Raw genomic sequence first — 20,385 nt, forward strand, 5'->3', positions numbered from 1 at the left:
GCCATCCCCCGGGGGCGGTGTCCGACGCTGACCATCGCTGAACGACGCAACCGCTCCCGCGCGTGCGGGTGAAGGCTTGTGCTGTGCCAGAAAGGGCGCTTCGTGGCCGATTCCGGCAACCCCAACGAGAACACCCCGTCCACTGCCGTCGGCGAGAACGGCGAGGTCACCGCCTCGTACGACGCCAGCGCGATTACCGTCCTCGAAGGTCTGGACGCGGTCCGCAAGCGACCCGGCATGTACATCGGCTCGACCGGTGAGCGGGGTCTGCACCACCTTGTCTACGAGGTCGTCGACAACTCCGTCGACGAGGCCCTCGCCGGACACGCGGACACGATCGACGTCACGATCCTGGCCGACGGCGGCGTACGCGTCGTCGACAACGGGCGCGGCATCCCGGTGGGCATCGTCCCGTCCGAGGGGAAGCCGGCCGTCGAGGTCGTGCTGACCGTGCTGCACGCGGGCGGCAAGTTCGGCGGCGGCGGCTACGCCGTCTCCGGCGGTCTGCACGGCGTGGGCGTGTCCGTGGTGAACGCGCTGTCCACCAAGGTCGCCGTCGAGGTCAAGACCGACGGCTACCGCTGGACGCAGGACTACAAGCTGGGTGTCCCGACGGCGCCGCTCGCCAAGCACGAGGCCATCGAGAAGACCGGCACCTCGGTCACCTTCTGGGCCGACGGCGACATCTTCGAGACCACCGAGTACTCCTTCGAGACGCTGTCGCGGCGCTTCCAGGAGATGGCCTTCCTCAACAAGGGCCTGACCCTGACGCTCACCGACGAGCGCGAGTCGGCGAAGGCGGTCTCCGGCGCGGACTCCGCGGAGGAGGGCGAGGAGGCCAACCCCCTCACGGTGACGTACTTCTACGAGGGCGGCATCGTCGACTTCGTGAAGTACCTCAACTCGCGCAAGGGCGAGCTGATCCACCCGACCGTGATCGACATCGAGGCCGAGGACAAGGAGCGACTTCTCTCGGCCGAGATCGCGATGCAGTGGAACTCTCAGTACAGCGAGGGCGTTTACTCCTTTGCGAACACCATCCACACGCATGAGGGGGGTACGCATGAGGAGGGATTCCGCGCCGCGCTCACGGGCCTGGTCAACCGGTACGCCCGCGACAAGAAGCTGCTGCGCGAGAAGGACGACAACCTCTCGGGCGAGGATATCCGCGAGGGTCTGACGGCGATCATCTCCGTCAAGCTGGGCGAGCCGCAGTTCGAGGGCCAGACCAAGACCAAGCTGGGCAACACCGAGGCGAAGACGTTCGTCCAGAAGGTGGTGCACGAGCACCTCACCGACTGGTTCGACCGCAACCCCGTCGAGGCCGCGGACATCATCCGCAAGTCCATCCAGGCGCAGACGGCCCGCGTCGCCGCCCGCAAGGCGCGTGACCTGACCCGCCGCAAGGGCCTGCTCGAGTCGGCGTCGCTGCCCGGCAAGCTGTCGGACTGCCAGTCCAACGACCCCACCAAGTGCGAGATCTTCATCGTCGAGGGTGACTCCGCCGGTGGTTCGGCGAAGTCCGGCCGCAACCCGATGTACCAGGCGATCCTGCCCATCCGAGGCAAGATCCTGAACGTCGAGAAGGCGCGGATCGACAAGATCCTCCAGAACACCGAGGTGCAGGCGCTGATCTCGGCGTTCGGTACCGGGGTCCACGAGGACTTCGACATCGAGAAGCTCCGCTATCACAAGATCATCCTGATGGCGGACGCCGACGTCGACGGCCAGCACATCAACACCCTGCTGCTGACCTTCCTGTTCCGCTTCATGCGGCCGCTGGTCGAGGCCGGGCACGTTTACCTGTCGCGCCCGCCGCTCTACAAGATCAAGTGGGGCCGGGACGACTTCGAGTACGCGTACTCGGACCGTGAGCGCGACGCGCTCGTGGAGCTCGGCAAGCAGAACGGCAAGCGCATCCGCGAAGACTCGATCCAGCGCTTCAAGGGTCTCGGTGAGATGAACGCCGAGGAACTGCGCATCACCACGATGGACGTCGACCACCGCGTGCTCGGCCAGGTCACCCTGGACGACGCGGCCCAGGCCGACGACCTGTTCTCGGTGCTGATGGGTGAGGACGTCGAGGCGCGGCGCTCGTTCATCCAGCGCAACGCGCGGGACGTCCGCTTCCTCGACATCTGACTCGGTCTGTCGCTGACCGCTTCGAAAGGACTTGAGAACCAGCAATGGCCGACGAGAACACTCCCGCGACCACTGAAGCCACCGAGGAAGGCCCTGTTCTGCGCATCGAGCCCGTCGGGCTCGAGACGGAGATGCAGCGCTCCTACCTCGACTACGCGATGTCCGTCATCGTCTCGCGTGCGCTGCCCGACGTGCGGGACGGCCTGAAGCCCGTCCACCGCCGCGTCCTGTACGCGATGTACGACGGTGGATACCGGCCCGAGAAGGGCTTCTACAAGTGCGCCCGCGTCGTCGGTGACGTCATGGGTACGTACCACCCGCACGGCGACTCCTCGATCTACGACGCCCTCGTGCGCCTCGCCCAGCACTGGTCGATGCGCATGCCGCTCGTGGACTCCAACGGCAACTTCGGCTCCCCGGGCAACGACCCGGCCGCCGCCATGCGGTACACCGAGTGCAAGCTCATGCCGCTGGCCATGGAGATGGTCCGTGACATCGACGAGGAGACCGTCGACTTCACGGACAACTACGACGGCCGCAACCAGGAGCCGACGGTCCTGCCGGCGCGCTTCCCCAACCTCCTGGTCAACGGCTCGGCCGGCATCGCGGTGGGCATGGCCACCAACATCCCGCCGCACAACCTGCGCGAGGTCGCCGAGGGCGCCCAGTGGTACCTGGCGAACCCGGAGGCCACGCACGAGGAGCTCCTGGACGCGCTGATGGAGCGCATCAAGGGCCCCGACTTCCCGACCGGCGCGCTGGTCGTGGGCCGCAAGGGCATCGAGGAGGCGTACCGCACGGGGCGCGGCTCCATCACGATGCGCGCGGTCGTCGCGGTCGAGGAGATCCAGAACCGCCAGTGCCTGGTGGTCACGGAGCTTCCGTACCAGACCAACCCGGACAATCTCGCTCAGAAGATTGCCGACCTGGTCAAGGACGGAAAGGTCGGCGGCATCGCGGACGTCCGCGACGAGACCTCCTCGCGCACCGGCCAGCGCCTGGTGATCGTCCTGAAGCGGGACGCGGTCGCCAAGGTCGTCCTGAACAACCTGTACAAGCACACCGACCTCCAGACCAACTTCGGCGCCAACATGCTGGCGCTGGTCGACGGCGTGCCGCGCACGCTCTCGATCGACGCGTTCATCCGCCACTGGGTGACGCACCAGATCGAGGTCATCGTCCGGCGTACGAAGTTCCGGCTGCGCAAGGCCGAGGAGCGGGCCCACATCCTGCGCGGCCTGCTCAAGGCGCTCGACGCGATCGACGAGGTCATCGCGCTGATCCGGCGCAGCGACACGGTCGACGTGGCGCGCGAGGGCCTGATGGGCCTGCTCTCCATCGACGAGATCCAGGCCAACGCCATCCTCGAGATGCAGCTGCGCCGGCTCGCCGCCCTGGAGCGCCAGAAGATCGTCGCCGAGCACGACGAACTCCAGTCGAAGATCAACGAGTACAACGCGATCCTCGCCTCGCCCGAGAAGCAGCGCGGGATCGTCAGCGAGGAACTGGCCGCGATCGTCGACAAGTTCGGCGACGACCGCCGCTCGGCCCTGGTGCCGTTCGACGGCGACATGTCCATCGAGGACCTGATCGCCGAAGAGGACATCGTCGTCACCATCACCAACGGCGGCTACGTCAAGCGCACCAAGACCGAGGACTACCGTTCGCAGAAGCGCGGCGGCAAGGGCGTGCGGGGCACCAAGCTGAAGCAGGACGACATCGTCGACCACTTCTTCGTCTCCACCACCCACCACTGGCTGCTGTTCTTCACCAACAAGGGCCGGGTCTACCGGGCCAAGGCGTACGAACTGCCCGACGCGGGACGGGACGCGCGCGGCCAGCACGTCGCCAACCTCCTGGCGTTCCAGCCGGACGAGAAGATCGCCCAGATCCTCGCGATCCGTGACTACGACGCGGCGCCCTATCTGATCCTGGCCACCAAGGGCGGCCTGGTGAAGAAGACCCCGCTCAAGGACTACGACTCGCCCCGTTCGGGTGGTGTCATCGCCATCAACCTGCGGGAGACCGCGGACGGCAGCGACGACGAACTGATCGGTGCGGAGCTGGTGTCGGCCGAGGACGATCTGCTGCTCGTCAGCAAGAAGGCCCAGTCCATCCGCTTCACCGCGACCGACGACGCGCTGCGCCCCATGGGACGCGCCACGTCCGGCGTCAAGGGCATGAGTTTCCGCGAGGGAGACGAACTGCTCTCGATGAATGTCGTCCGGCCCGGTACGTTCGTGTTCACCGCAACCGATGGCGGGTACGCGAAGCGCACCCCCGTCGACGAGTACCGCGTCCAGGGTCGCGGCGGCCTCGGCATCAAGGCCGCCAAGATCGTGGAGGACCGGGGCTCGCTGGTCGGCGCGCTGGTGGTCGAGGAAACGGACGAAATCCTCGCCATCACGCTCGGCGGCGGTGTGATTCGTACGCGAGTCAACGAGGTCAGGGAGACGGGCCGTGACACCATGGGCGTCCAACTGATCAACCTGGGCAAGCGCGATGCCGTCGTCGGCATCGCCCGTAACGCCGAGGCGGGCAGCGAGGCCGAAGAGGTCGACGGGGCCGACGACGCCGAGGGCGCTACTGCCGAGGCTGCTGCCGAGGGCGCCCAGCCCTCGGCCGGGGAGCACGAGGAGTAAAGCGTGAGTGGAGCCACGGGCGCCGGAGCGGCCGCTTCCGGAGCGAACGGTGCCCGTGGCCCTGCCGCGGACTCCCAGGGGGTAACGGTGACGGAGACCCGGGGCCCACAGGGCCGCGCGGAGTATGAGAGCGGGACGCTGCCCGGCGAGCGCGACAAGTCCGCGCCCGGCGGCCAGCAGCCCTACCACCCGCCGCAGGCGTATCCGGCGCCCCAGCGTGGCGCCGACGGCGTACGCCGGCCGCGCACCGGGGCACGCACGACGCCCCGTACGCGCAAGGCGCGCCTGCGGGTGGCCAAGGCCGACCCGTGGTCGGTGATGAAGGTCAGCTTCCTGCTGTCCATCGCGCTCGGCATCTGCACGGTCATCGCGGCCGCCGTGCTGTGGATGGTCATGGACGCCATGGGCGTGTTCTCCACGGTCGGCGGCACGATCAGCGAGGCCACGGGCTCGAACGACTCCAACGGCTTCGACCTCCAGTCGTTCCTGTCGCTGCCGAGGGTGCTGCTCTTCACGTCGATCATCGCGGTGATCGACGTGGTGCTCGCCACGGCGCTGGCGACGCTCGGCGCGTTCATCTACAACCTCTCGGCCGGGTTCGTGGGCGGCATCGAGCTCACGCTCGCCGAGGACGAGTAGCCCCTGTTCACGGCCGCGCGGCTATCGATTTTGGGACTGGCCGTCCCGTGCGCTAATCTTCAGAGGTCGGCGCGCGGGACATCCCGCAAAGCGCGGCGGGGCTATAGCTCAGTTGGTTAGAGCGCATCCCTGATAAGGATGAGGCCACAGGTTCAAATCCTGTTAGCCCCACAGTGACGAAGACCCCCGAGGCGAAAGCCCGGGGGGTCTTCGGCGTTTCCGGGGGCGGAGGCGGGGGCTGGGCGGACTGGGGGCGGTCGGGGGCTGGGGCCTCGCCCCCTCGCCGGGGGCGGGGTGCAGCACGCCCACTCCCTCGCGCCGGGGCCGTATGACATCCACGCGCACACGCCACACATCCGTACGCCCCGCCTCCGTACGCCCCGCCTCCGTACGCCCCGCCTCCGTACGCCCCCCTCCGTACGCCCACGTCGATACGCCACGCACCGCAGCGCCCTGTCGGCGGGTCTGGGCGGCTCGGGGCGGGTCGGGACACCGAAGAGCCCGGCAACTCGGGGGAGTTGCCGGGCTCGCAGCTCGGGCAGAGCGGGGTGCGTCAGGGGGAAGGGGTCTCGGTGGGGGCTTCGGCCGGGTCTTCCGCGGTGGCGTCGGTGCCCTTTGCCGGGTCGTCAGTCATGTCGCGTACGTCCGCGCGGTGGCGCGAGGAGGGCGAGGAGCCGTGGGCCTCCGCGCGGATGCGCTGCTTCATCGTGGGCGGCAGGGCCGAGGGGGCGGGCAGGGCCCAATGCACGCTCGGCGCAACGGAGGTGGCCGGTTCGCTGCGGTTGTACGTGGCGTCGTGCTGCGGTACGGAAGCCACCGGGGCGGCGGCCGTGGCCTGGCCGGCCAGGCCGAGCGATGCGAGGAGGGCGACGAGCGCGCCGATGAGTGCGGTCCACCAGGTCGTGATCTTGCTCGTAGCCATGACTTCCTCGCTTCTTCCGTAAGCAGTACGTGCTGTGGGGTTGCCCGAATTGCGTTGTATCCGACTATGTGCGGGGGGTACCGGGGAGGCGAGGAGCGACGCACCGTATCGACGGATCTTCCGATGAACTACACACGGATGGAGCATCACCGGTTGATATCGATCGGTGTGTATAGTCGGGCGGCAGAGGTCCCTTACGTCAAGGAAAGACGAGGTCGCGCGGTGAAGAAGCTTCTCCTGGTCGCACTGGCTGCCATCGGCGGGCTCCTCGTGTACCGCCAGATCCAGGCGGATCGCGCCGAGCAGGACCTGTGGACGGAGGCGACCGACTCCGTGCCCGCAGGTTCGGGTGTGTGAGACCGAAAGACCCGGTTGCGAAGCCCCGGCCCCACTAGGTGGCCGGGGCTTCGTGCTGTCCCGGGGGTGCCCCGGGCACCGGTGAGTTCACGTGAGCGAATAGTTGACTTGCGAGGGCAAAGGCGGGTGGGGCGACGTGCGGACCAGGTGGGGCAGGTCCGGGGCGGGGGCACGAAGGATCGGAGCGGCGGCGGCCGTGCTGGGCGCGCTGCTGGCGGCGCCGGGCACCGCGCACGCGGCCGGGCCGCCCTCCCCCTCCTACCGGTTTCCCGACGGCGTACGGGATGTGGTCGGGGGCCAACGGGACAAGGACGGCCCGGTACTTGAGGCCAACGCCGCCTATAGGTCGAGCATCAAGCCCGGCGGCAAGCTCTATTTTCAGCTGGTTCTGGACGGGAAGAACGACGCCTACGCATCGGCGGTCGCCCTGCCGGGACCGGCGGGCGCGAAGCTCGCCTACAGCGACTCCATCAAGGTGTCGATCCAGGACGCGGGCGGCGAGGACTGCGATTCCCAGCGGCGTTCGATCGGCTCGGCGCAGTATCCCCACCCCTTCGCCGCCTCGGCCTACCGCGCCCTGCGCAAGGGCCTGTCGTCCTGTCAGGAGCCCGGCACCTACTACATGGTGATTGAGCGTCAGAGCGATCCCTCCTCGACCCGCTCCGACTGGGGGCTCGACCTGCGCTACACGACCGAGCCCACCCGCAGTGACGCAGGGCCCGGCACGGCGCCCTCATCCCGGCCCACCGCGTCGCCCGCCCCGCCCCCCGGAAGCCCGCGCCAGGTCCATGGCGGGACCGGTTTCCACGACGCGGCCGAGCTGTCCGAAGGGCAGTGGAGGGACTCCATCCGGCCGGGCGAGACCCTCTTCTTCCGGGTACCGCTCGACTGGGGCCAGCACTTCTCCGCCGGAGGAGGTTTGGCAGGCATGGCCGCGCCCAAGGACGGCTATGTGGGCACCGCCCTCTCGCTCCAGCTCTACAACCCCGCCTGGGGACCGGTCACCGGGGCGTCGGCTCCGTACGACGGGCGGCGCAAGGAGACCGTGCTCGACCCGCTCGCGCCGGTCGCGTACGAGAACCGTTTCTCCCCCTCGGACGACACCTCGGCGATGCGGGTCGACGGCCCCTACTACCTGGCGGTGTCGCTCAGCCCCGAGGTCGGGCAGACCTTCGGGGCCACGCCGTACGACCTGACGCTCTGGCTGACCGTACGGGGAGAGGCGAAGGCCGGCCCCTCGTATGCCGGGCGCGCACCCGACTTCGGCTCCGGCGGCCCTTCAGCCGGCGACGGCTCGATGAAACTTCTCGCCGCCCTCGGAATCGGCACGGGAACGGTGCTGGTGTCCGGGCTCGGCGTGTGGAGGCTGCTGGCCCGCAGGCGGGCGGCCATGCCTGACCCGGGCCCGGGCCACCACGGTTTCGGGCCGCCAGGGACCCGGTAGCCGGGGCTCAGATCTGGGTCAGCGCCCAGATGCCCACGGCGAAACACACCAGCGCGAGCAGGAGCACCGGGACGGCGACCTTGGCGGTCGGCCCGGTCCGGGGGCGTGGTTGTGGTGGCAGGGGTTGCGGCGGCTGAGGTTGTGGCCCAGCGGATGACCCGAAAGAGGAGCCCTGAAAGGGAACTTGGGGCGCCTCGGCCGCATAGGGGTACGGCGTGGTGTAGGGGGTCGTCGCCGGGGTCGGAGGCGTAGGCGTCCCGTCGTAGTGCTGCGGCGCATGGGCGGCGGCTGGGGCGGCCGGCGGCGGGGCCTGGGTCGAAGGGGTAGGCGGTTGCCGCGGGGCGGGCGGGAAGGTTCCGGTGCCGAAGCTGTGAGGGGCCGGGGCCGGGGACGGTGCCGGTGCTGCGTGGCCCTGGGTGCCCTGGCCGGGCGCCCCGGAGTCATACGCCCCAGAGCCACCCTCCCGGGAGACAAGGCCCCCCGAGCCAGACGTCGCAGCGTCATACCCCACCCCCTCCCTCCTTACGGAGGCCGATGCCTCCGCGAGGCGGGACGGCTGGGCGGGACCTTCGGCGGTGCAGCCGGGGGGTAGGGGGCCGATCTGGTCGAAGACTTCGACGGGCTCCTCGTCGGGGTCGGGGTCGGGCAGCAGCTCCACCGCCGAGGCCAGCGCCTTGCGCGCCCCCGTCGCGGTGCGGAACCGGTTCTGCGGGTTCGGCTGGAGGAGCCCTGCCAGGACCTGCCAGAGGGGCTCGGGGATGCCCTGAGGGGCGCCGGGGGTGCCGTGGGCGGCGAAGTACTCGACGAGGGCCCGCGCGTCCGGCTTGCTTCCCTCCAGGAGGTACAGCGCGACCAGGCCGACGGCGAACAGATCGGCGGGGAAGTCCGGTTCGGCGCCCATCATCTGCTCCGGCGCGAAGTAACCCGGCGTCCCCACCACGTAGTTGGTCTCGGTGAGCCGCGGCTCGTCCTTGCGCAGGGAGATGCCGAAGTCGGAGAGCCGCAGATGGGGGCGGCCGCTGCCGGTGGCCTCCAGCAGGATGTTGGCCGGTTTGATGTCGCGGTGCACGACGCCCTCGGCGTGGACGGCGGCGAGGCCGGCCAGGAGCTGGTCGAGCAGGATGCACACGAACCGGGGCGGCAACGGCCCGTAGTCGCCGATCAGATGGGCCAGCGAGCCGCCGCTCACCAGGTCCATGGTGAACAGGACCTTGTTGTCGTCGGCGGCCCAGCTGGCCGGCGCCAGCACATGGGGATGGTCGATCCTGAGGGCCTGCTCGCGGACGAACCGCAACAGGGTGTGCGCGTCGCTCTGCTGAAGCACCTTCGCCGCCACGTAGCGGCGTCTGCGCCGGTCCCAGGCGCGCCAGACGGCTCCGGCCCCGCCCCGTCCGACCGGGTCGATCAGCTCGTACCGACCGGCGAAGACCTCGCCCACCCGACGCCCCCCAGGATCGATCGGACCGTTGTCAGCTCTGGTGCGCCTCGTAGTGCGAGACCGCCTCCGCGGTGCGCCCGGCGCCGTACACCCGGAGGAACTCTGCCAGTTCGGGGTGGGCGGGGGCGAGGGTGTCGGCCGCGTCGATGATGTCGCCCGCGGCCGCGACGGAACGCAGCAGCGACTGGATCTCGCGCACGACGCGGCGCACGGTCGGGGCGCCGGAACTGGACGTGGTCTGGCCGGTGTTGGTCAGCACCGAGCCTCCTTGCGACTTCTTGATCTCTTCCATCCGGTCGGTGGCCTCCACGGCACTCACGCTGCCGTCGGCGACCTGTCCGGCCAGGTCCTGGAGGGCCTGGACGCGCTGCACCACGGCCGGATTGCCGATCTTGGCGCGCTGTCCGCTCATCAGCTGCGACAGCATGGGCGCCGAGAGCCCGAGAACAGCGGCGAGCCGGGCCTGGTTGAGCCCGAGGTCGTCTATCAGTCGGCGGAAGAGCGCCCCCAGCGGCTCCCCGTACCAGCTTCGCTGAAGCTCCCTGGCTCTGGCGGTCGCTTCCTGCTGTGCTGCGTCCATTGCGCGTCTCCCCATCGCTTCCCCAGTGAGGCCGCTTCACGGGTGCGAACCTCGACGAGCATCTTACGGAGAGTGGTCGTTCACCGGGAGTCCCAATCCTTTTGCGAGATCCCCGGTTTCACCCGGTACTCTGGTCCCGCACCACCTCACCCGGGGCCTTAGCTCAGTTGGTAGAGCGCTGCCTTTGCAAGGCAGATGTCAGGAGTTCGAATCTCCTAGGCTCCACATCATGAGAGGCCCCCTGACCTGCGGAAACGCGGGTCAGGGGGCCTCTTTCTGTTGCCTCGCGGGAGCTCATGGCGAGCCGGGGCTCACTCGGGGCGAGAACGCCGGACGCCCGGCGGCCCCTCGAAGGGCCGCCGGGCGTCCGGCGCGTTCGGTACCGCTCAGTGCCGCTCGTCGCCGTCCGTGGCGTCGGCCTCCGCCTCGGCCTGCTTGGCCTCCACCTCGGGGTCGAGGGCGTCGGCGTTCGTACCGTCCACGGAGGTGAGCGGCGGGCGGTCGGCGACCTCGGTCGGCTCCGGGGGCTCGACCAGCCAGTCCGGGTTGGCCTGCTTGTCCCACCAGCGCCACGCGGCGAACGCGCCGCCCGCGAGGACGCCGAAGACCAGGAAGCCCTTGGCGGCGCGGGCCGTCCTGGCCCGACGCCGGTGCTTGCGCGCCAGCTTCTCGATCTCCTTGGTCGTCACCTGCCCGCGCAGTGCGGCCAGCGCAGCCGCGGAGCGGGCCATGGCCTCCTCGCGCAGCGGCCCGGCGGCGGCGACCGCCTGTTCCACCCGGGGCGCCGCGTAGTCGGCGGCCTGGCGGGCGGCGCGGCGGGAGCGCTCCGCCGCCTGGTGGGCGACCTCGTCCACCTTCGACGGGACGCGGGGTGCCACGTGGGCGTCGTACTGGTTCCGTGCCTGGTGGCGGGCCTGTGCCGCGGCCTTCGTCACCTTCGGCCCGACCCGTACGCGCGCTTCCTTGGCGTAGTGCTGTGCGTACTGTGCGGCCTGCTGCTTGGCCGAGTCGGCGTAGGGCGCCACCACTTCCGCGGCGTGCAGCACGCTCTCCTTCGCCGTTCCGGTTGCGGCGCGCACGCTCTCCATGCGGGTCACGTGATCCTCCTCCTTGGTGGCGGTTCGGTATGTCGCCTTTCCACCCAGCTCGAAATCATGCCTGTCCTGCGGGTACCCGGCATGTGCGGAAAGGCATCCGGGTGGGCGTCGCGTGTTGGAAAGATTTGGGGGGCGGGGTGTGGAGCGCGGTACTGAAGGGGAGTTCGTGCACGACAATGCCACGGTTGGGGGCGGTACGGCACTGTTCGGCGGGTATCTGTCGCAAGCCGGGCGGTTTTCCACCCGTCGGCGGTGTCCGTGCGAGGATCGTGGGACGTCAGAGCAGACCTTTGCAGAGCTTTAAGGAAGGCAGATCGTGGCCGAGCAGCTTTACGCCACCCTGAAGACCAATCAGGGCGACATCGAGATTCGGCTCCTGCCGAACCACGCACCCAAGACGGTCAAGAACTTCGTGGAACTCGCCAAGGGCGAGCGCGAGTGGACGAACCCGGCGACCGGCCAGAAGACCACGGACCCGCTGTACGACGGCACCGTCTTCCACCGCGTGATCAGCGGCTTCATGATCCAGGGCGGCGACCCGCTGGGCAACGGCACCGGCGGCCCGGGCTATGAGTTCGCCGACGAGTTCCACCCCGACCTGGCCTTCAACAAGCCGTACCTGCTGGCCATGGCGAACGCCGGCCCGGCCACCAACGGCTCGCAGTTCTTCATCACCGTGTCGCCCACCGCGTGGCTGACCGGCAAGCACACCATCTTCGGCGAGGTGTCCAACGACGCCGGCCGCAAGGTCGTGGACGCCATCGTGCACACCGAGACCAACCCGCGAACCGACCGCCCGGTCAGCGACGTCGTCATCGAGTCGGTCGTCGTGGAGAGCCGCGAAGGCTGAACTTCGGCTCCGCAGGGAACCTTTCCGCCCCGCTCGTCCGTATGACGAGCGGGGCGGAGCTGCTGCATGAGGACGAAGGAGCCCGATGAACCAGGACCAGGACCAGGTGCGGCAGTCCGGCCTGCCCGGCTGCTACCGCCACCCCGGAGTGGCGACGGGCATCAGCTGCGCCCGCTGTGAGCGGCCGATCTGCCCGGAGTGCATGATCAGCGCGTCGGTCGGCTTCCAGTGTCCCGACTGCGTCCGATCCGGTTCCGGCACCGGCCACGCCCCGTCGGCGAACCAGCCGCGGACCGTGGCGGGCGGGGTGCTCGCGGCCGGCGACCCCCAGCTGGTCACGAAGATCCTCATCGGCATCAACGCGGTCGCTTTTCTGGTGCAGCAGATCGTCGGGGAACGTTTCACCAATGCGTTCTGCCTGCTGGGCCGGGCAGTCGTGCCGGGCTTCGACGACGTGCAGGGCCTGGCCGAGGGCCAGTGGTACCGCCTGGTCACCTCGATGTTCCTGCACGGCGGCATCGCGCACATCGCCTTCAACATGCTCAGCCTGTGGTGGCTCGGCGGCCCCCTGGAGGGCGCGCTCGGCCGGGCCCGCTATCTGGCGCTGTACTTCGTGTCGGGCCTGGCAGGCGGAGCGCTGACGTACTTGCTGGCCGCGCCCTATGAGCGTTCGCTCGGCGCCTCCGGCGCGATTTTCGGCCTGTTCGGTGCCATGGCCGTCCTGATGCGCCGCATGAAGTACGACATGCGCCCGGTCATCGGGCTGCTCGTGGTCAACCTGGTCTTTACGTTCAACCCGTGGGTGGGCATCGCCTGGCAGGCCCATGTGGGCGGTCTGGTCGCGGGCGTCCTGGTCGGGATCGGCATGGTCCACGCCCCGGCCCAGCGGCGCTCCCTGGTGCAGTGGGGCAGCTGTGCGCTGGTGCTCGCCCTGTCGGTCGCGTTCGTGTTGATCCGTACGGCTGAACTCACGTAACCCCGGCCCGCGACCACAGCGGGTACGAGCTTTCCCCAGAGTTGTCCACAGAGGGTGCCCGACCTTGTGCACCGGGTGGGGAACGCCTGCGCCCCTCGGCCCTGACCTGGTGCTTTCCAGGCGGGACAAGGGGCGCATGAGGCAGAGGGGCTGGCGGAGCCAGTCACACCGGCGTCAACATCCCGGAAGTTATCCACAGATGGTCTGAGTTATCCACTCCCCGTGGATAGCGCTGTGGATAACTAGGGGCAGAGCTTGCTTTCGGCCTCGGATCGCGCTGGGGTCGAAGCGCTACTTCCACTGCGTGGAGACGCCGAAGCCACCCGCGATGAAGCCGAAACCGACGACGATGTTCCAGTTCCCGAGCGACTTGAGCGGCAGATCCCCCTCGGTCACATAGAAGAGGACGATCCAGGCCAGCCCGATGAGGAAGAACGCCAGCATCACCGGGGCAACCCAACTGCGGTTGCCCAGTTTGATGGCGGTCGCCTGCTTCGTGGGCGGCGGCGTGAAATCGGCCTTCTTGCGGATACGTGACTTCGGCACGAGGGACTCTCCTGTCGATGCGCTGCGTGACCGCGCAGGGAACTGTGGCGGCGCCGGGGGACGGGGCTGCGGGGGAGGCCTCCCCCAAGCGTCCGTTAGCGTAGTGCTTCCGTGGCGTCGAAGGAGATAAGGGTACGTTGAGCAATTCTGCCGACTCCCCCGGCGGGGTCCTTGAGCAGCCCCCGCGGCGCCCGCGCGCCCGGCCGGTACGGCTGCTCTCCGCCGCCGCCTTCGCGCTCGCCGGCCTCATCTTCGTCACGAGCTTCAACACGGCCAAGGGCACCAACATCCGTACGGACGCCTCCCTGTTGAAGCTGTCGGACCTCATCAAGCAGCGCGACCACAAGAACAAGGAACTCGGCGACACCACCGCGACCCTGCGCGGCGAGGTGGACGCGCTCGCCCAGCGCGACGACGGCTCCACCAAGGCCCAGGACCAGCTCCTCAACGCCCTCAAGGACGCCTCGGGCACCGCCCCGGTCTCCGGAAAGGGCCTGAGCGTCACGCTCAACGACGCCCCGCCCAACGCCACCGCGGCCCCCGGCTACCCCGCTCCGCAGGCCAACGACCTCGTCATCCACCAGCAGGACCTCCAGGCCGTGGTCAACGCGCTGTGGCAGGGCGGCGCCCAGGGCATCCAGGTCATGGACCAGCGTCTGATCGCCACCAGCGCGGTGCGCTGCGTCGGCAACACCCTCATCCTCCAGGGCCGCGTCTACTCGCCCCCGTACAAGATCACCGCCGTCGGGGACACCGGCAAGCTGCGCGGGGCGCTGGGCGCCTCCAAGGCGATCCAGAACTACCAGCTGTATGTGAAGGCCTACGGGCTCGGCTGGAAAGTCGACGAGCACAGGACGATGACTCTCGCCGCCTACTCGGGCACAGTGGATCTCCACTACGCGAAACCGGTGCAGTAGCGGCGCGGGAGGAGGCACCGCCGATGTCCGTGCGGGTCCTCGTCCGGTCCCTCAGCGAACTGTGCATCACCGTCGGCGCCCTGATCGTCCTGTTCGTCGCCTACCTCCTGTACTGGACCGGGGTGAAGGCCGACCACGCGGCCGGCGACCAGATCAGCGGCCTCACCGCGCGGTGGGCCCAGAGCCCGCCGCCCCGCCCCGCGGCCCCGCAGAAGGCCGCGCCCGCGCCCCCCTATGCCGAAGGCCGCTCCTTCGCCGTCATGTACGTGCCCCGGCTCGGCAAGGACTGGCACAAACCGGTCCTCGAAGGCACCGCCGTCAAGGACCTCCAGAAGGGCCTCGGCCACTACGCCAACACCACCCGGCTCGGGCAGCAGGGCAACTTCTCGGTGGCGGGCCACCGGCGCACCTACGGCGACCCGTTCAAGGACTTCCCCGACCTGCGGCCCGGCGACGCGGTCGTGCTGCGGGACGACACCACCTGGTACACCTACCGCCTCGACAACAGGCCGTACCGGACCGTGCCCGGTGACATCGGCGTCATCGATCCCGTCCCCGCCAAGTCGCCGTTCCGCGCCCCGGGCCGCTATCTCACCCTCACCACCTGCGACCCGGAGTGGGGCAGCAGCCACCGGCTGATCGCCTGGGGACACCTGGAGGCCACGCAGCCCGTGACGCGGGGCGAACCCGCGGCTTTGGACGGCTGACCCCACTGCACAGTCCGGCCCCTTAGTCTGGTGCCGTAACGATCGTCGGAAGGGACAGCGGGGACCGCATGTACGGCTGGATCTGGCGGCATCTGCCGGGCAACGCGTGGCTGCGGGCGTTGATCTCGCTCGCGATGGTGCTCGTGATCGTCTACGTGCTCTTCCAGTACGTCTTCCCGTGGGCGGAGCCGCTGCTCCCGTTCAACGACGTGACGGTGGACCAGGGAATGGGGACGACAGCCCGGTGAACGCGCGCATTCTCGTGGTCGACAACTACGACAGCTTCGTCTTCAACCTCGTCCAGTACCTGTACCAGCTCGGCGCCGAGTGCGAGGTCGTCCGCAACGACGAGGTCTCCCTGGGCCATGCCCAGGAAGGCTTCGACGGCGTTCTGCTCTCCCCCGGGCCCGGCGCACCCGAACAGGCGGGCATCTGCGTCGACATGGTGCGCCACTGCGCCGCAACCGGTGTCCCCGTCTTCGGCGTCTGTCTCGGTATGCAGTCGATGATGGTCGCGTACGGCGGTGTCGTGGGGCGGGCCCCCGAACTGCTGCATGGCAAGACGTCCCCGGTGCTGCACGAGGGCACCGGTGTCTTCTCGGGCCTTCCCTCCCCCTTCACGGCGACCCGCTACCACTCGCTGGCCGCCGAGCCGGCCACCCTGCCGGGCGAGCTCGAGGTCACCGCGCGCACCGAGGACGGCATCATCATGGGGCTGCGCCACCGTGAACTGCCGGTGGAGGGCGTTCAGTTCCACCCGGAGTCGGTGCTCACCGAGCACGGCCACCGGATGCTGGCCAACTGGCTGGTGCGATGCGGGGACGCGGGGGCCGTCGGGCGCTCCGCGGGGCTCGCGCCGGTGGTGGGCAAGGCCGCGGCGTGACTTCGGCCCGCCCGGAGCACGAGTACGACCCGCTGACGGACCCCCTGCCACCGGGTGGGCACGCATCGCCCTGGTTCCGGTCCGGCAACCTGCCGCCCCAGCCGTCAGCCCCCGCACAGGAGCCCGGATACGAGCCCGTGGACCGGCCGGGGTACGAGCCCGTGCGGGAGCCGGTGGCGGCCTCCCAGGAGTGGTACGAGTCCGGGCCCGCGCCGACGCCCCAGGAGTGGCCCGGGCCGGGCCCTGTGGCCCCTGGCCAGGACTGGTATCCCGCACCCACACCCGCACCCGCCCCGGAGCCGATGGCCGCACCCGAGCCGATGGCCGCACCAGGGCCGACAACCGGCCCGGCCGGACCGGCCACGGCCGCGATACCCCTGACCGATGCGGGGGCTGTCCCCCCGGCCACGGCCGTCCCCCGGCCACCGGCGGGCGCGCCGAGCGGCGCAGAGCGGCCAAAGGCAGAGGGCGCGCGGCCCCCGCACCCCCTCCCGCCCCCGCTGCCGCGCCGGACGGGCGGCGGTTGACCCGGGCCGAGGCGCGACGGGCGGCGAAGGCGCGCAAGGACAGCGCCGCGGTGATAGCCAGCCGGGTGCTGGGCGAAGCGTTCATCACGCTGGGCGTGGTGATGCTCCTGTTCGTGACGTACCAGCTGTGGTGGACCAATGTCCGCGCCCACCAGGAGGCGGGCAGCGCCGCCAAGAAGATCGCGCAGGACTGGGCGGACGGCCGCAAGCCGGGCGCGTTCGCGCCGGGCGAGGGATTCGCCCTCATGCACATCCCCAAACTCGACGTCGTCGCCCCGATCGCGCAGGGCACCAGCAAGGCGAAGGTCCTCGACAAGGGCATGATCGGCCACTACGACGAGGCCGGCCTCAAGACGGCGATGCCCTCCGACGCGACCGGCAACTTCGCGGTGGCGGCCCACCGCAACACCCACGGCGAGCCGTTTCGCTACATCAACCGGCTGAAGGCCGGCGACAAGGTCGTCGTCGAGACGCAGGACGCGTACTACACCTACGAGATCACCAGCGAGCTGCCGCAGACTCCGCCGTCCAATGTGTCGGTGCTGAAGCCGATCCCCGCGGGCTCGGGGTTCACCAAGCCGGGCCGCTATCTGACGCTGACGACCTGCACGCCGGAATTCACGAGTACCTACCGATTGATCGTGTGGGGCAAGATGGTCGACGACCGACCGCGCAGCAAGGGCAAGCCCGACGCGCTCGTGGGATGACCGAACGGACAGCAGGGGCGGGTGCGGTGGCGACGGGAACCGACCACGAGGAGCGGACCGGGGAGTCCGGGCCGACCCCGGCCCCGCGCGGGGGCGCCATCGCCACCGCCGTCAGCGTCTTCGGTGAACTCCTCATCACCGCCGGCCTGTTGCTGGGCCTGTTCGTCGTCTACTCGCTGTGGTGGACCAATGTCATGGCCGACCGCGAGGCGTCCGCGCAGAGCGACAGCGTGCGCCGCGGCTGGGCGGCCTCCACGGGCCCCGGCGCGCTCGACACCAAGGGCGGCATCGGCTTCCTGCACGTCCCGGCGATGAAGAACGGCGAGGTGCTCGTCAAGAAGGGCACGGACACCGACGTCCTCAACGGCGGGGTGGCCGGCTACTACACGGACCCGGTCAAGGCCTCGCTTCCCGGCGCGGCCAAGACCGGCAACTTCACGCTCGCCGCCCACCGCGACGGCCACGGCGCCAAGTTCCACAACATCGACAAGCTGAAGGACGGCGACCCGATCGTCTTCGAGACCAGGGACACCTGGTACGTCTACAAGGTGTTCGCCGAGCTGCCCGAGACCTCGAAGTACAACGTCGACGTGCTCCAGCCGGTCCCGAAAGGCTCGGGTGCCAAGAAGCCCGGCCCGTACATCACCCTGACGACGTGCACCCCCGTCTACACCTCGAAATACCGCTACATCGTGTGGGGCGAGCTGGTGCGCACCGAGAAGGTCGACACCCGGCGCACCCCGCCCGCCGAGCTGCGCTAGCGGGCCCCGAGACCGATCCCGTACGGCACTGAGCCCAGGCACCCTGTGAGGGGGCCGGGGCTCAGTGCCACGCGCGGTGGGGAGAGTCAGTCCTGTGGTGAGCCCGAAGGCCCGCCGAAGAACACCGGGCCACCGTTGTCGCCGGCGCGCATGGTGGTCAGGGTGACGGGCTGGTTGGGATCGGCCATGGTGCCCGAGTTGGGCGTGACCATCACGACCCGCGCCTTGCCGTCGTCCGAACTGCCCGGCGTGAACTGGATGTTGTTGAAGCCCGCGCCGTTGAGTGTCTGCGTGGCCTTCTTCACCGTCATCCCGTTCAGGCCCTGCGGAATCGCCACCTGCCCCGGCGGTGTCGGCGGTGTCTGCGACTGCGGGCCCTTGGAGACCTTCAGGGTGATCTGGACGTCCTTGGACTGGCTGGTGTTGCCGTTCGGGGACATCGAGACGACCTGGTCCAGCGGGCTCTGGTCGTCCACGTTCTGGCGGACCACATTGGTGAAGCCGACGCTGTTGAGCTGCGCGAGCGCGGACGTGTAGTCCTTGCCCGTCACATCGGGCAGGTTCACGGTCTGCTTCTTGGCGATCGTGAGCGTGACCGTCGAGTTCTTCTCCGCCTGCGAGCCGCCCGCCGGGTCCTGCTTGTCGACCGTGCCCGGAGTCGAGCTGGACTCGACCTCCTTGGTCTTCACCTGGAAGCCCTTGTTCTGGAGCAGCTGGGTCGCGCTGTCCTTGTCCTTCTGCGTGACGTCCGGGACCTCGATCTTGGGCGCGCCCGTGGAGACGGTGACCAAGATCGTCTCGCCCTTCTTCATGGTGCCGCTGGCCGGAGACTGGGTGCAGATGTTGCCCTTGGGCTGGTCCGCACACGGCTCGTTCTTGGTGACGGACATCTTGACGCCGGCGTTGATCGCCAGCTTCTCGGCGTCGCCCTGACTGCTGCCCACCAGCTGGGGCACGTCCATCGAGCTGCTGTCGGCGCTGTTGCTGAACACCGCCTTGCCGATCAGGATCGCGCCGACCAGCACCAGGACGCCCGCCAGGATCAGCAGCACCGTCGAGGTGTGGGACTTCTTCTGGCGGCGCCGGTCGGGCCGGTCGTCATAGCCGTAGCCGCCGTCGTCGGGGTTGACCGGCGGCAGCATCGAGGTCTGGCCGGCGCCCGGGTCGGCGTGACGCAGCGCGGTGGTCGGCTGGTCGTTGCCATAGCCGTCGTACCCGCCGCCGTACCCCACAGCTCCCAGGGTGGCGGTCGCGGCGACGGGCTGGCCGTCGAGGTAGGCCTCGATGTCGGCACGCATCTCGTCGGCCGACTGGTAGCGGTAGGCCGGGTCCTTGACCAGCGCCTTCAGGACGATGGCGTCCATCTCGGGCGTGATCTCGGAGTCGAAGTTCGAGGGGGCCTGCGGCTCCTCGCGTACGTGCTGGTAGGCCACCGCGACCGGCGAGTCCCCGACGAAGGGGGGCCGGACGGTGAGCAGCTCGTACAGCAGACAGCCCGTGGAGTAGAGGTCGCTGCGCGCGTCGACCTGCTCGCCCTTGGCCTGCTCCGGGGAGAGGTACTGGGCGGTGCCGATGACGGCCGCGGTCTGGGTCATCGTCATGCCGGAGTCGCCCATGGCGCGGGCGATGCCGAAGTCCATGACCTTGACCTGGCCGGTGCGCGTCAGCATGACGTTCGCCGGCTTGATGTCGCGGTGGACGATCCCGTTGCGGTGCGAGTACTCGAGGGCCTGGAGGATGCCGATGGTCATTTCCAGCGTGCGCTCGGGCAGCAGCTTGCGCCCGGAGTGCAGCAGCTCACGCAGGGTCGAGCCGTCGACGTACTCCATCACGATGTACGGGATGGAGACGTTGTCGACGTAGTCCTCGCCCGTGTCATAGACAGCGACGATCGCCGGGTGGTTGAGCGAGGCGGCCGACTGGGCCTCACGGCGGAACCGGGCCTGGAAGGACGGGTCGCGGGCGAGGTCGGCCCGCAGCGTCTTCACGGCGACGGTGCGGCCGAGCCGGGTGTCGTGCGCGAGGTAGACCTCCGCCATGCCACCACGGCCGAGCACCTGGCCCAGCTCGTACCGCCCGCCGAGGCGACGCGGCTCTTCCATAGCTAATCCAGCCCTCTCCGTCTGTCCCGACCGTACCCATGGGTGGTCCGGCGGTGTGCTGTTCGCGCATACGCTACCGGGCACCGCGAGCCGATCAGCTCGCGACCGTCACCTGATACCGGACCGGTACAGGGCACGTGTGATGTTT

General features: G+C 69.4%; 18 protein-coding genes, 2 tRNA genes and 1 pseudogene. 15 read left to right on the forward strand and 6 right to left on the reverse strand.

Features of this window, described 5'->3' with window-relative positions:
* Nucleotides 1-78 precede the first annotated feature (78 nt).
* The 4 genes from gyrB to DWB77_RS19440 all read left to right on the forward strand — a co-directional run bounded on the left by gyrB (nt 79) and on the right by DWB77_RS19440 (nt 5,594).
* The gene (gyrB, locus tag DWB77_RS19425) at nt 79-2,142 is read left to right on the forward strand and encodes a DNA topoisomerase (ATP-hydrolyzing) subunit B (protein ID WP_120722447.1); all 2,064 of its coding nucleotides are present in this window, start codon (nt 79-81) and stop codon (nt 2,140-2,142) included.
* Between the two features lie 44 nt (nt 2,143-2,186).
* Nucleotides 2,187-4,784, forward strand: a complete 2,598-nt coding sequence (gene gyrA, locus DWB77_RS19430) for a DNA gyrase subunit A (RefSeq protein WP_120722448.1) — start codon at nt 2,187-2,189, stop codon at nt 4,782-4,784.
* Between the two features lie 87 nt (nt 4,785-4,871).
* On the forward strand, nt 4,872-5,423 hold the full coding sequence (locus tag DWB77_RS19435) for a DUF3566 domain-containing protein (protein ID WP_342777977.1): 552 nt from the start codon (nt 4,872-4,874) through the stop codon (nt 5,421-5,423).
* Between the two features lie 97 nt (nt 5,424-5,520).
* Nucleotides 5,521-5,594: transfer RNA gene (locus tag DWB77_RS19440), tRNA-Ile, on the forward strand.
* A gap of 382 nt (nt 5,595-5,976) precedes the next feature.
* On the opposite strand, the gene DWB77_RS19445 is transcribed toward DWB77_RS19440, so the two are convergent.
* Entirely contained in the window at nt 5,977-6,345 is a 369-nt protein-coding gene (locus DWB77_RS19445) for a DUF6344 domain-containing protein (protein ID WP_120722450.1), read from the reverse strand.
* A 222-nt stretch (nt 6,346-6,567) separates the two neighbouring features.
* Here DWB77_RS19445 and DWB77_RS38450 point away from each other — a divergent pair, with 222 nt between their 5' ends.
* Nucleotides 6,568-6,702: a DLW-39 family protein gene (locus DWB77_RS38450; RefSeq protein WP_003958712.1), complete on the forward strand. Its 135-nt coding sequence runs from the start codon at nt 6,568-6,570 to the stop codon at nt 6,700-6,702.
* 136 nt (nt 6,703-6,838) lie between these two features.
* Entirely contained in the window at nt 6,839-8,146 is a 1,308-nt protein-coding gene (locus DWB77_RS19455) for a hypothetical protein (protein WP_162952561.1), read from the forward strand.
* Between the two features lie 7 nt (nt 8,147-8,153).
* On the opposite strand, the gene DWB77_RS19460 is transcribed toward DWB77_RS19455, so the two are convergent.
* Both DWB77_RS19460 and DWB77_RS19465 read right to left on the reverse strand, forming a co-directional pair.
* Nucleotides 8,154-9,584 carry a serine/threonine-protein kinase gene (locus DWB77_RS19460; protein WP_120722452.1) on the reverse strand — a complete coding sequence of 477 codons (1,431 nt, stop codon included), beginning with the start codon at nt 9,582-9,584 and terminating at the stop codon, nt 8,154-8,156.
* Nucleotides 9,585-9,615: 31 nt separating this feature from the next.
* Nucleotides 9,616-10,164 carry a helix-turn-helix domain-containing protein gene (locus tag DWB77_RS19465; protein WP_100575598.1) on the reverse strand — a complete coding sequence of 183 codons (549 nt, stop codon included), beginning with the start codon at nt 10,162-10,164 and terminating at the stop codon, nt 9,616-9,618.
* Nucleotides 10,165-10,316: 152 nt separating this feature from the next.
* On the opposite strand from DWB77_RS19465, the gene DWB77_RS19470 reads away from it, so the two are divergent.
* Nucleotides 10,317-10,389: transfer RNA gene (locus DWB77_RS19470), tRNA-Ala, on the forward strand.
* Nucleotides 10,390-10,550: 161 nt separating this feature from the next.
* Here DWB77_RS19470 and DWB77_RS19475 read toward each other — a convergent pair.
* Nucleotides 10,551-11,261 carry a DUF5324 family protein gene (locus tag DWB77_RS19475; RefSeq protein WP_120722453.1) on the reverse strand — a complete coding sequence of 237 codons (711 nt, stop codon included), beginning with the start codon at nt 11,259-11,261 and terminating at the stop codon, nt 10,551-10,553.
* A 316-nt stretch (nt 11,262-11,577) separates the two neighbouring features.
* Between DWB77_RS19475 and DWB77_RS19480 the strand changes: the two genes are divergently transcribed.
* Entirely contained in the window at nt 11,578-12,111 is a 534-nt protein-coding gene (locus tag DWB77_RS19480; protein WP_120722454.1) for a peptidylprolyl isomerase, read from the forward strand.
* Between the two features lie 85 nt (nt 12,112-12,196).
* On the forward strand, nt 12,197-13,087 hold the full coding sequence (locus tag DWB77_RS19485) for a rhomboid family intramembrane serine protease (protein ID WP_120722455.1): 891 nt from the start codon (nt 12,197-12,199) through the stop codon (nt 13,085-13,087).
* Nucleotides 13,088-13,378: 291 nt separating this feature from the next.
* Here the strand turns inward: DWB77_RS19485 and crgA are convergent, their stop codons facing one another.
* Nucleotides 13,379-13,633: a cell division protein CrgA gene (gene crgA, locus DWB77_RS19490; protein ID WP_120722456.1), complete on the reverse strand. Its 255-nt coding sequence runs from the start codon at nt 13,631-13,633 to the stop codon at nt 13,379-13,381.
* A 137-nt stretch (nt 13,634-13,770) separates the two neighbouring features.
* On the opposite strand from crgA, the gene DWB77_RS19495 reads away from it, so the two are divergent.
* The 6 genes and pseudogenes from DWB77_RS19495 to DWB77_RS19520 all read left to right on the forward strand — a co-directional run bounded on the left by DWB77_RS19495 (nt 13,771) and on the right by DWB77_RS19520 (nt 18,135).
* On the forward strand, nt 13,771-14,550 hold the full coding sequence (locus tag DWB77_RS19495) for a DUF881 domain-containing protein (protein ID WP_120722457.1): 780 nt from the start codon (nt 13,771-13,773) through the stop codon (nt 14,548-14,550).
* A gap of 23 nt (nt 14,551-14,573) precedes the next feature.
* Entirely contained in the window at nt 14,574-15,257 is a 684-nt protein-coding gene (locus DWB77_RS19500) for a class E sortase (protein ID WP_120722458.1), read from the forward strand.
* A 68-nt stretch (nt 15,258-15,325) separates the two neighbouring features.
* Nucleotides 15,326-15,505, forward strand: coding sequence for a hypothetical protein (locus DWB77_RS19505; protein WP_120722459.1), 180 nt, complete (start codon nt 15,326-15,328; stop codon nt 15,503-15,505).
* Entirely contained in the window at nt 15,502-16,140 is a 639-nt protein-coding gene (locus DWB77_RS19510; protein ID WP_120722460.1) for an aminodeoxychorismate/anthranilate synthase component II, read from the forward strand. Before DWB77_RS19505 ends, DWB77_RS19510 begins: the two co-directional genes overlap by 4 nt.
* A pseudogene (locus tag DWB77_RS39630) lies at nt 16,071-17,374 on the forward strand (class E sortase). The gene DWB77_RS19510 and the pseudogene DWB77_RS39630 overlap by 70 nt, the downstream one beginning before the upstream one ends.
* Complete coding sequence (locus tag DWB77_RS19520; protein WP_120722461.1) at nt 17,371-18,135, forward strand: class E sortase; 765 nt, start codon at nt 17,371-17,373, stop codon at nt 18,133-18,135. The pseudogene DWB77_RS39630 and the gene DWB77_RS19520 overlap by 4 nt, the downstream one beginning before the upstream one ends.
* A gap of 86 nt (nt 18,136-18,221) precedes the next feature.
* Here the strand turns inward: DWB77_RS19520 and pknB are convergent, their stop codons facing one another.
* On the reverse strand, nt 18,222-20,237 hold the full coding sequence (pknB, locus tag DWB77_RS19525; protein ID WP_120722462.1) for a Stk1 family PASTA domain-containing Ser/Thr kinase: 2,016 nt from the start codon (nt 20,235-20,237) through the stop codon (nt 18,222-18,224).
* Between the last annotated feature and the right edge of the window lie 148 nt (nt 20,238-20,385).

The sequence above is a fragment of the Streptomyces hundungensis genome, from assembly GCF_003627815.1.
GTDB classification, from domain to species: Bacteria; Actinomycetota; Actinomycetes; order Streptomycetales; family Streptomycetaceae; genus Streptomyces; species Streptomyces hundungensis_A.

Bases quoted from the DNA above. Each gene is read 5' to 3' on its own strand.
- gyrA (WP_120722448.1), top strand. From the start codon at position 2,187: ATGGCCGACGAGAACACTCCCGCGACCACTGAAGCCACCGAGGAAGGC.
- DWB77_RS19445 (WP_120722450.1), bottom strand. From the start codon at position 6,345: ATGGCTACGAGCAAGATCACGACCTGGTGGACCGCACTCATCGGCGCG.
- DWB77_RS19465 (WP_100575598.1), bottom strand. From the start codon at position 10,164: ATGGACGCAGCACAGCAGGAAGCGACCGCCAGAGCCAGGGAGCTTCAG.
- DWB77_RS19485 (WP_120722455.1), top strand. From the start codon at position 12,197: ATGAACCAGGACCAGGACCAGGTGCGGCAGTCCGGCCTGCCCGGCTGC.
- DWB77_RS19500 (WP_120722458.1), top strand. From the start codon at position 14,574: ATGTCCGTGCGGGTCCTCGTCCGGTCCCTCAGCGAACTGTGCATCACC.
- DWB77_RS19505 (WP_120722459.1), top strand. From the start codon at position 15,326: ATGTACGGCTGGATCTGGCGGCATCTGCCGGGCAACGCGTGGCTGCGG.
- DWB77_RS19520 (WP_120722461.1), top strand. From the start codon at position 17,371: ATGACCGAACGGACAGCAGGGGCGGGTGCGGTGGCGACGGGAACCGAC.
- pknB (WP_120722462.1), bottom strand. From the start codon at position 20,237: ATGGAAGAGCCGCGTCGCCTCGGCGGGCGGTACGAGCTGGGCCAGGTG.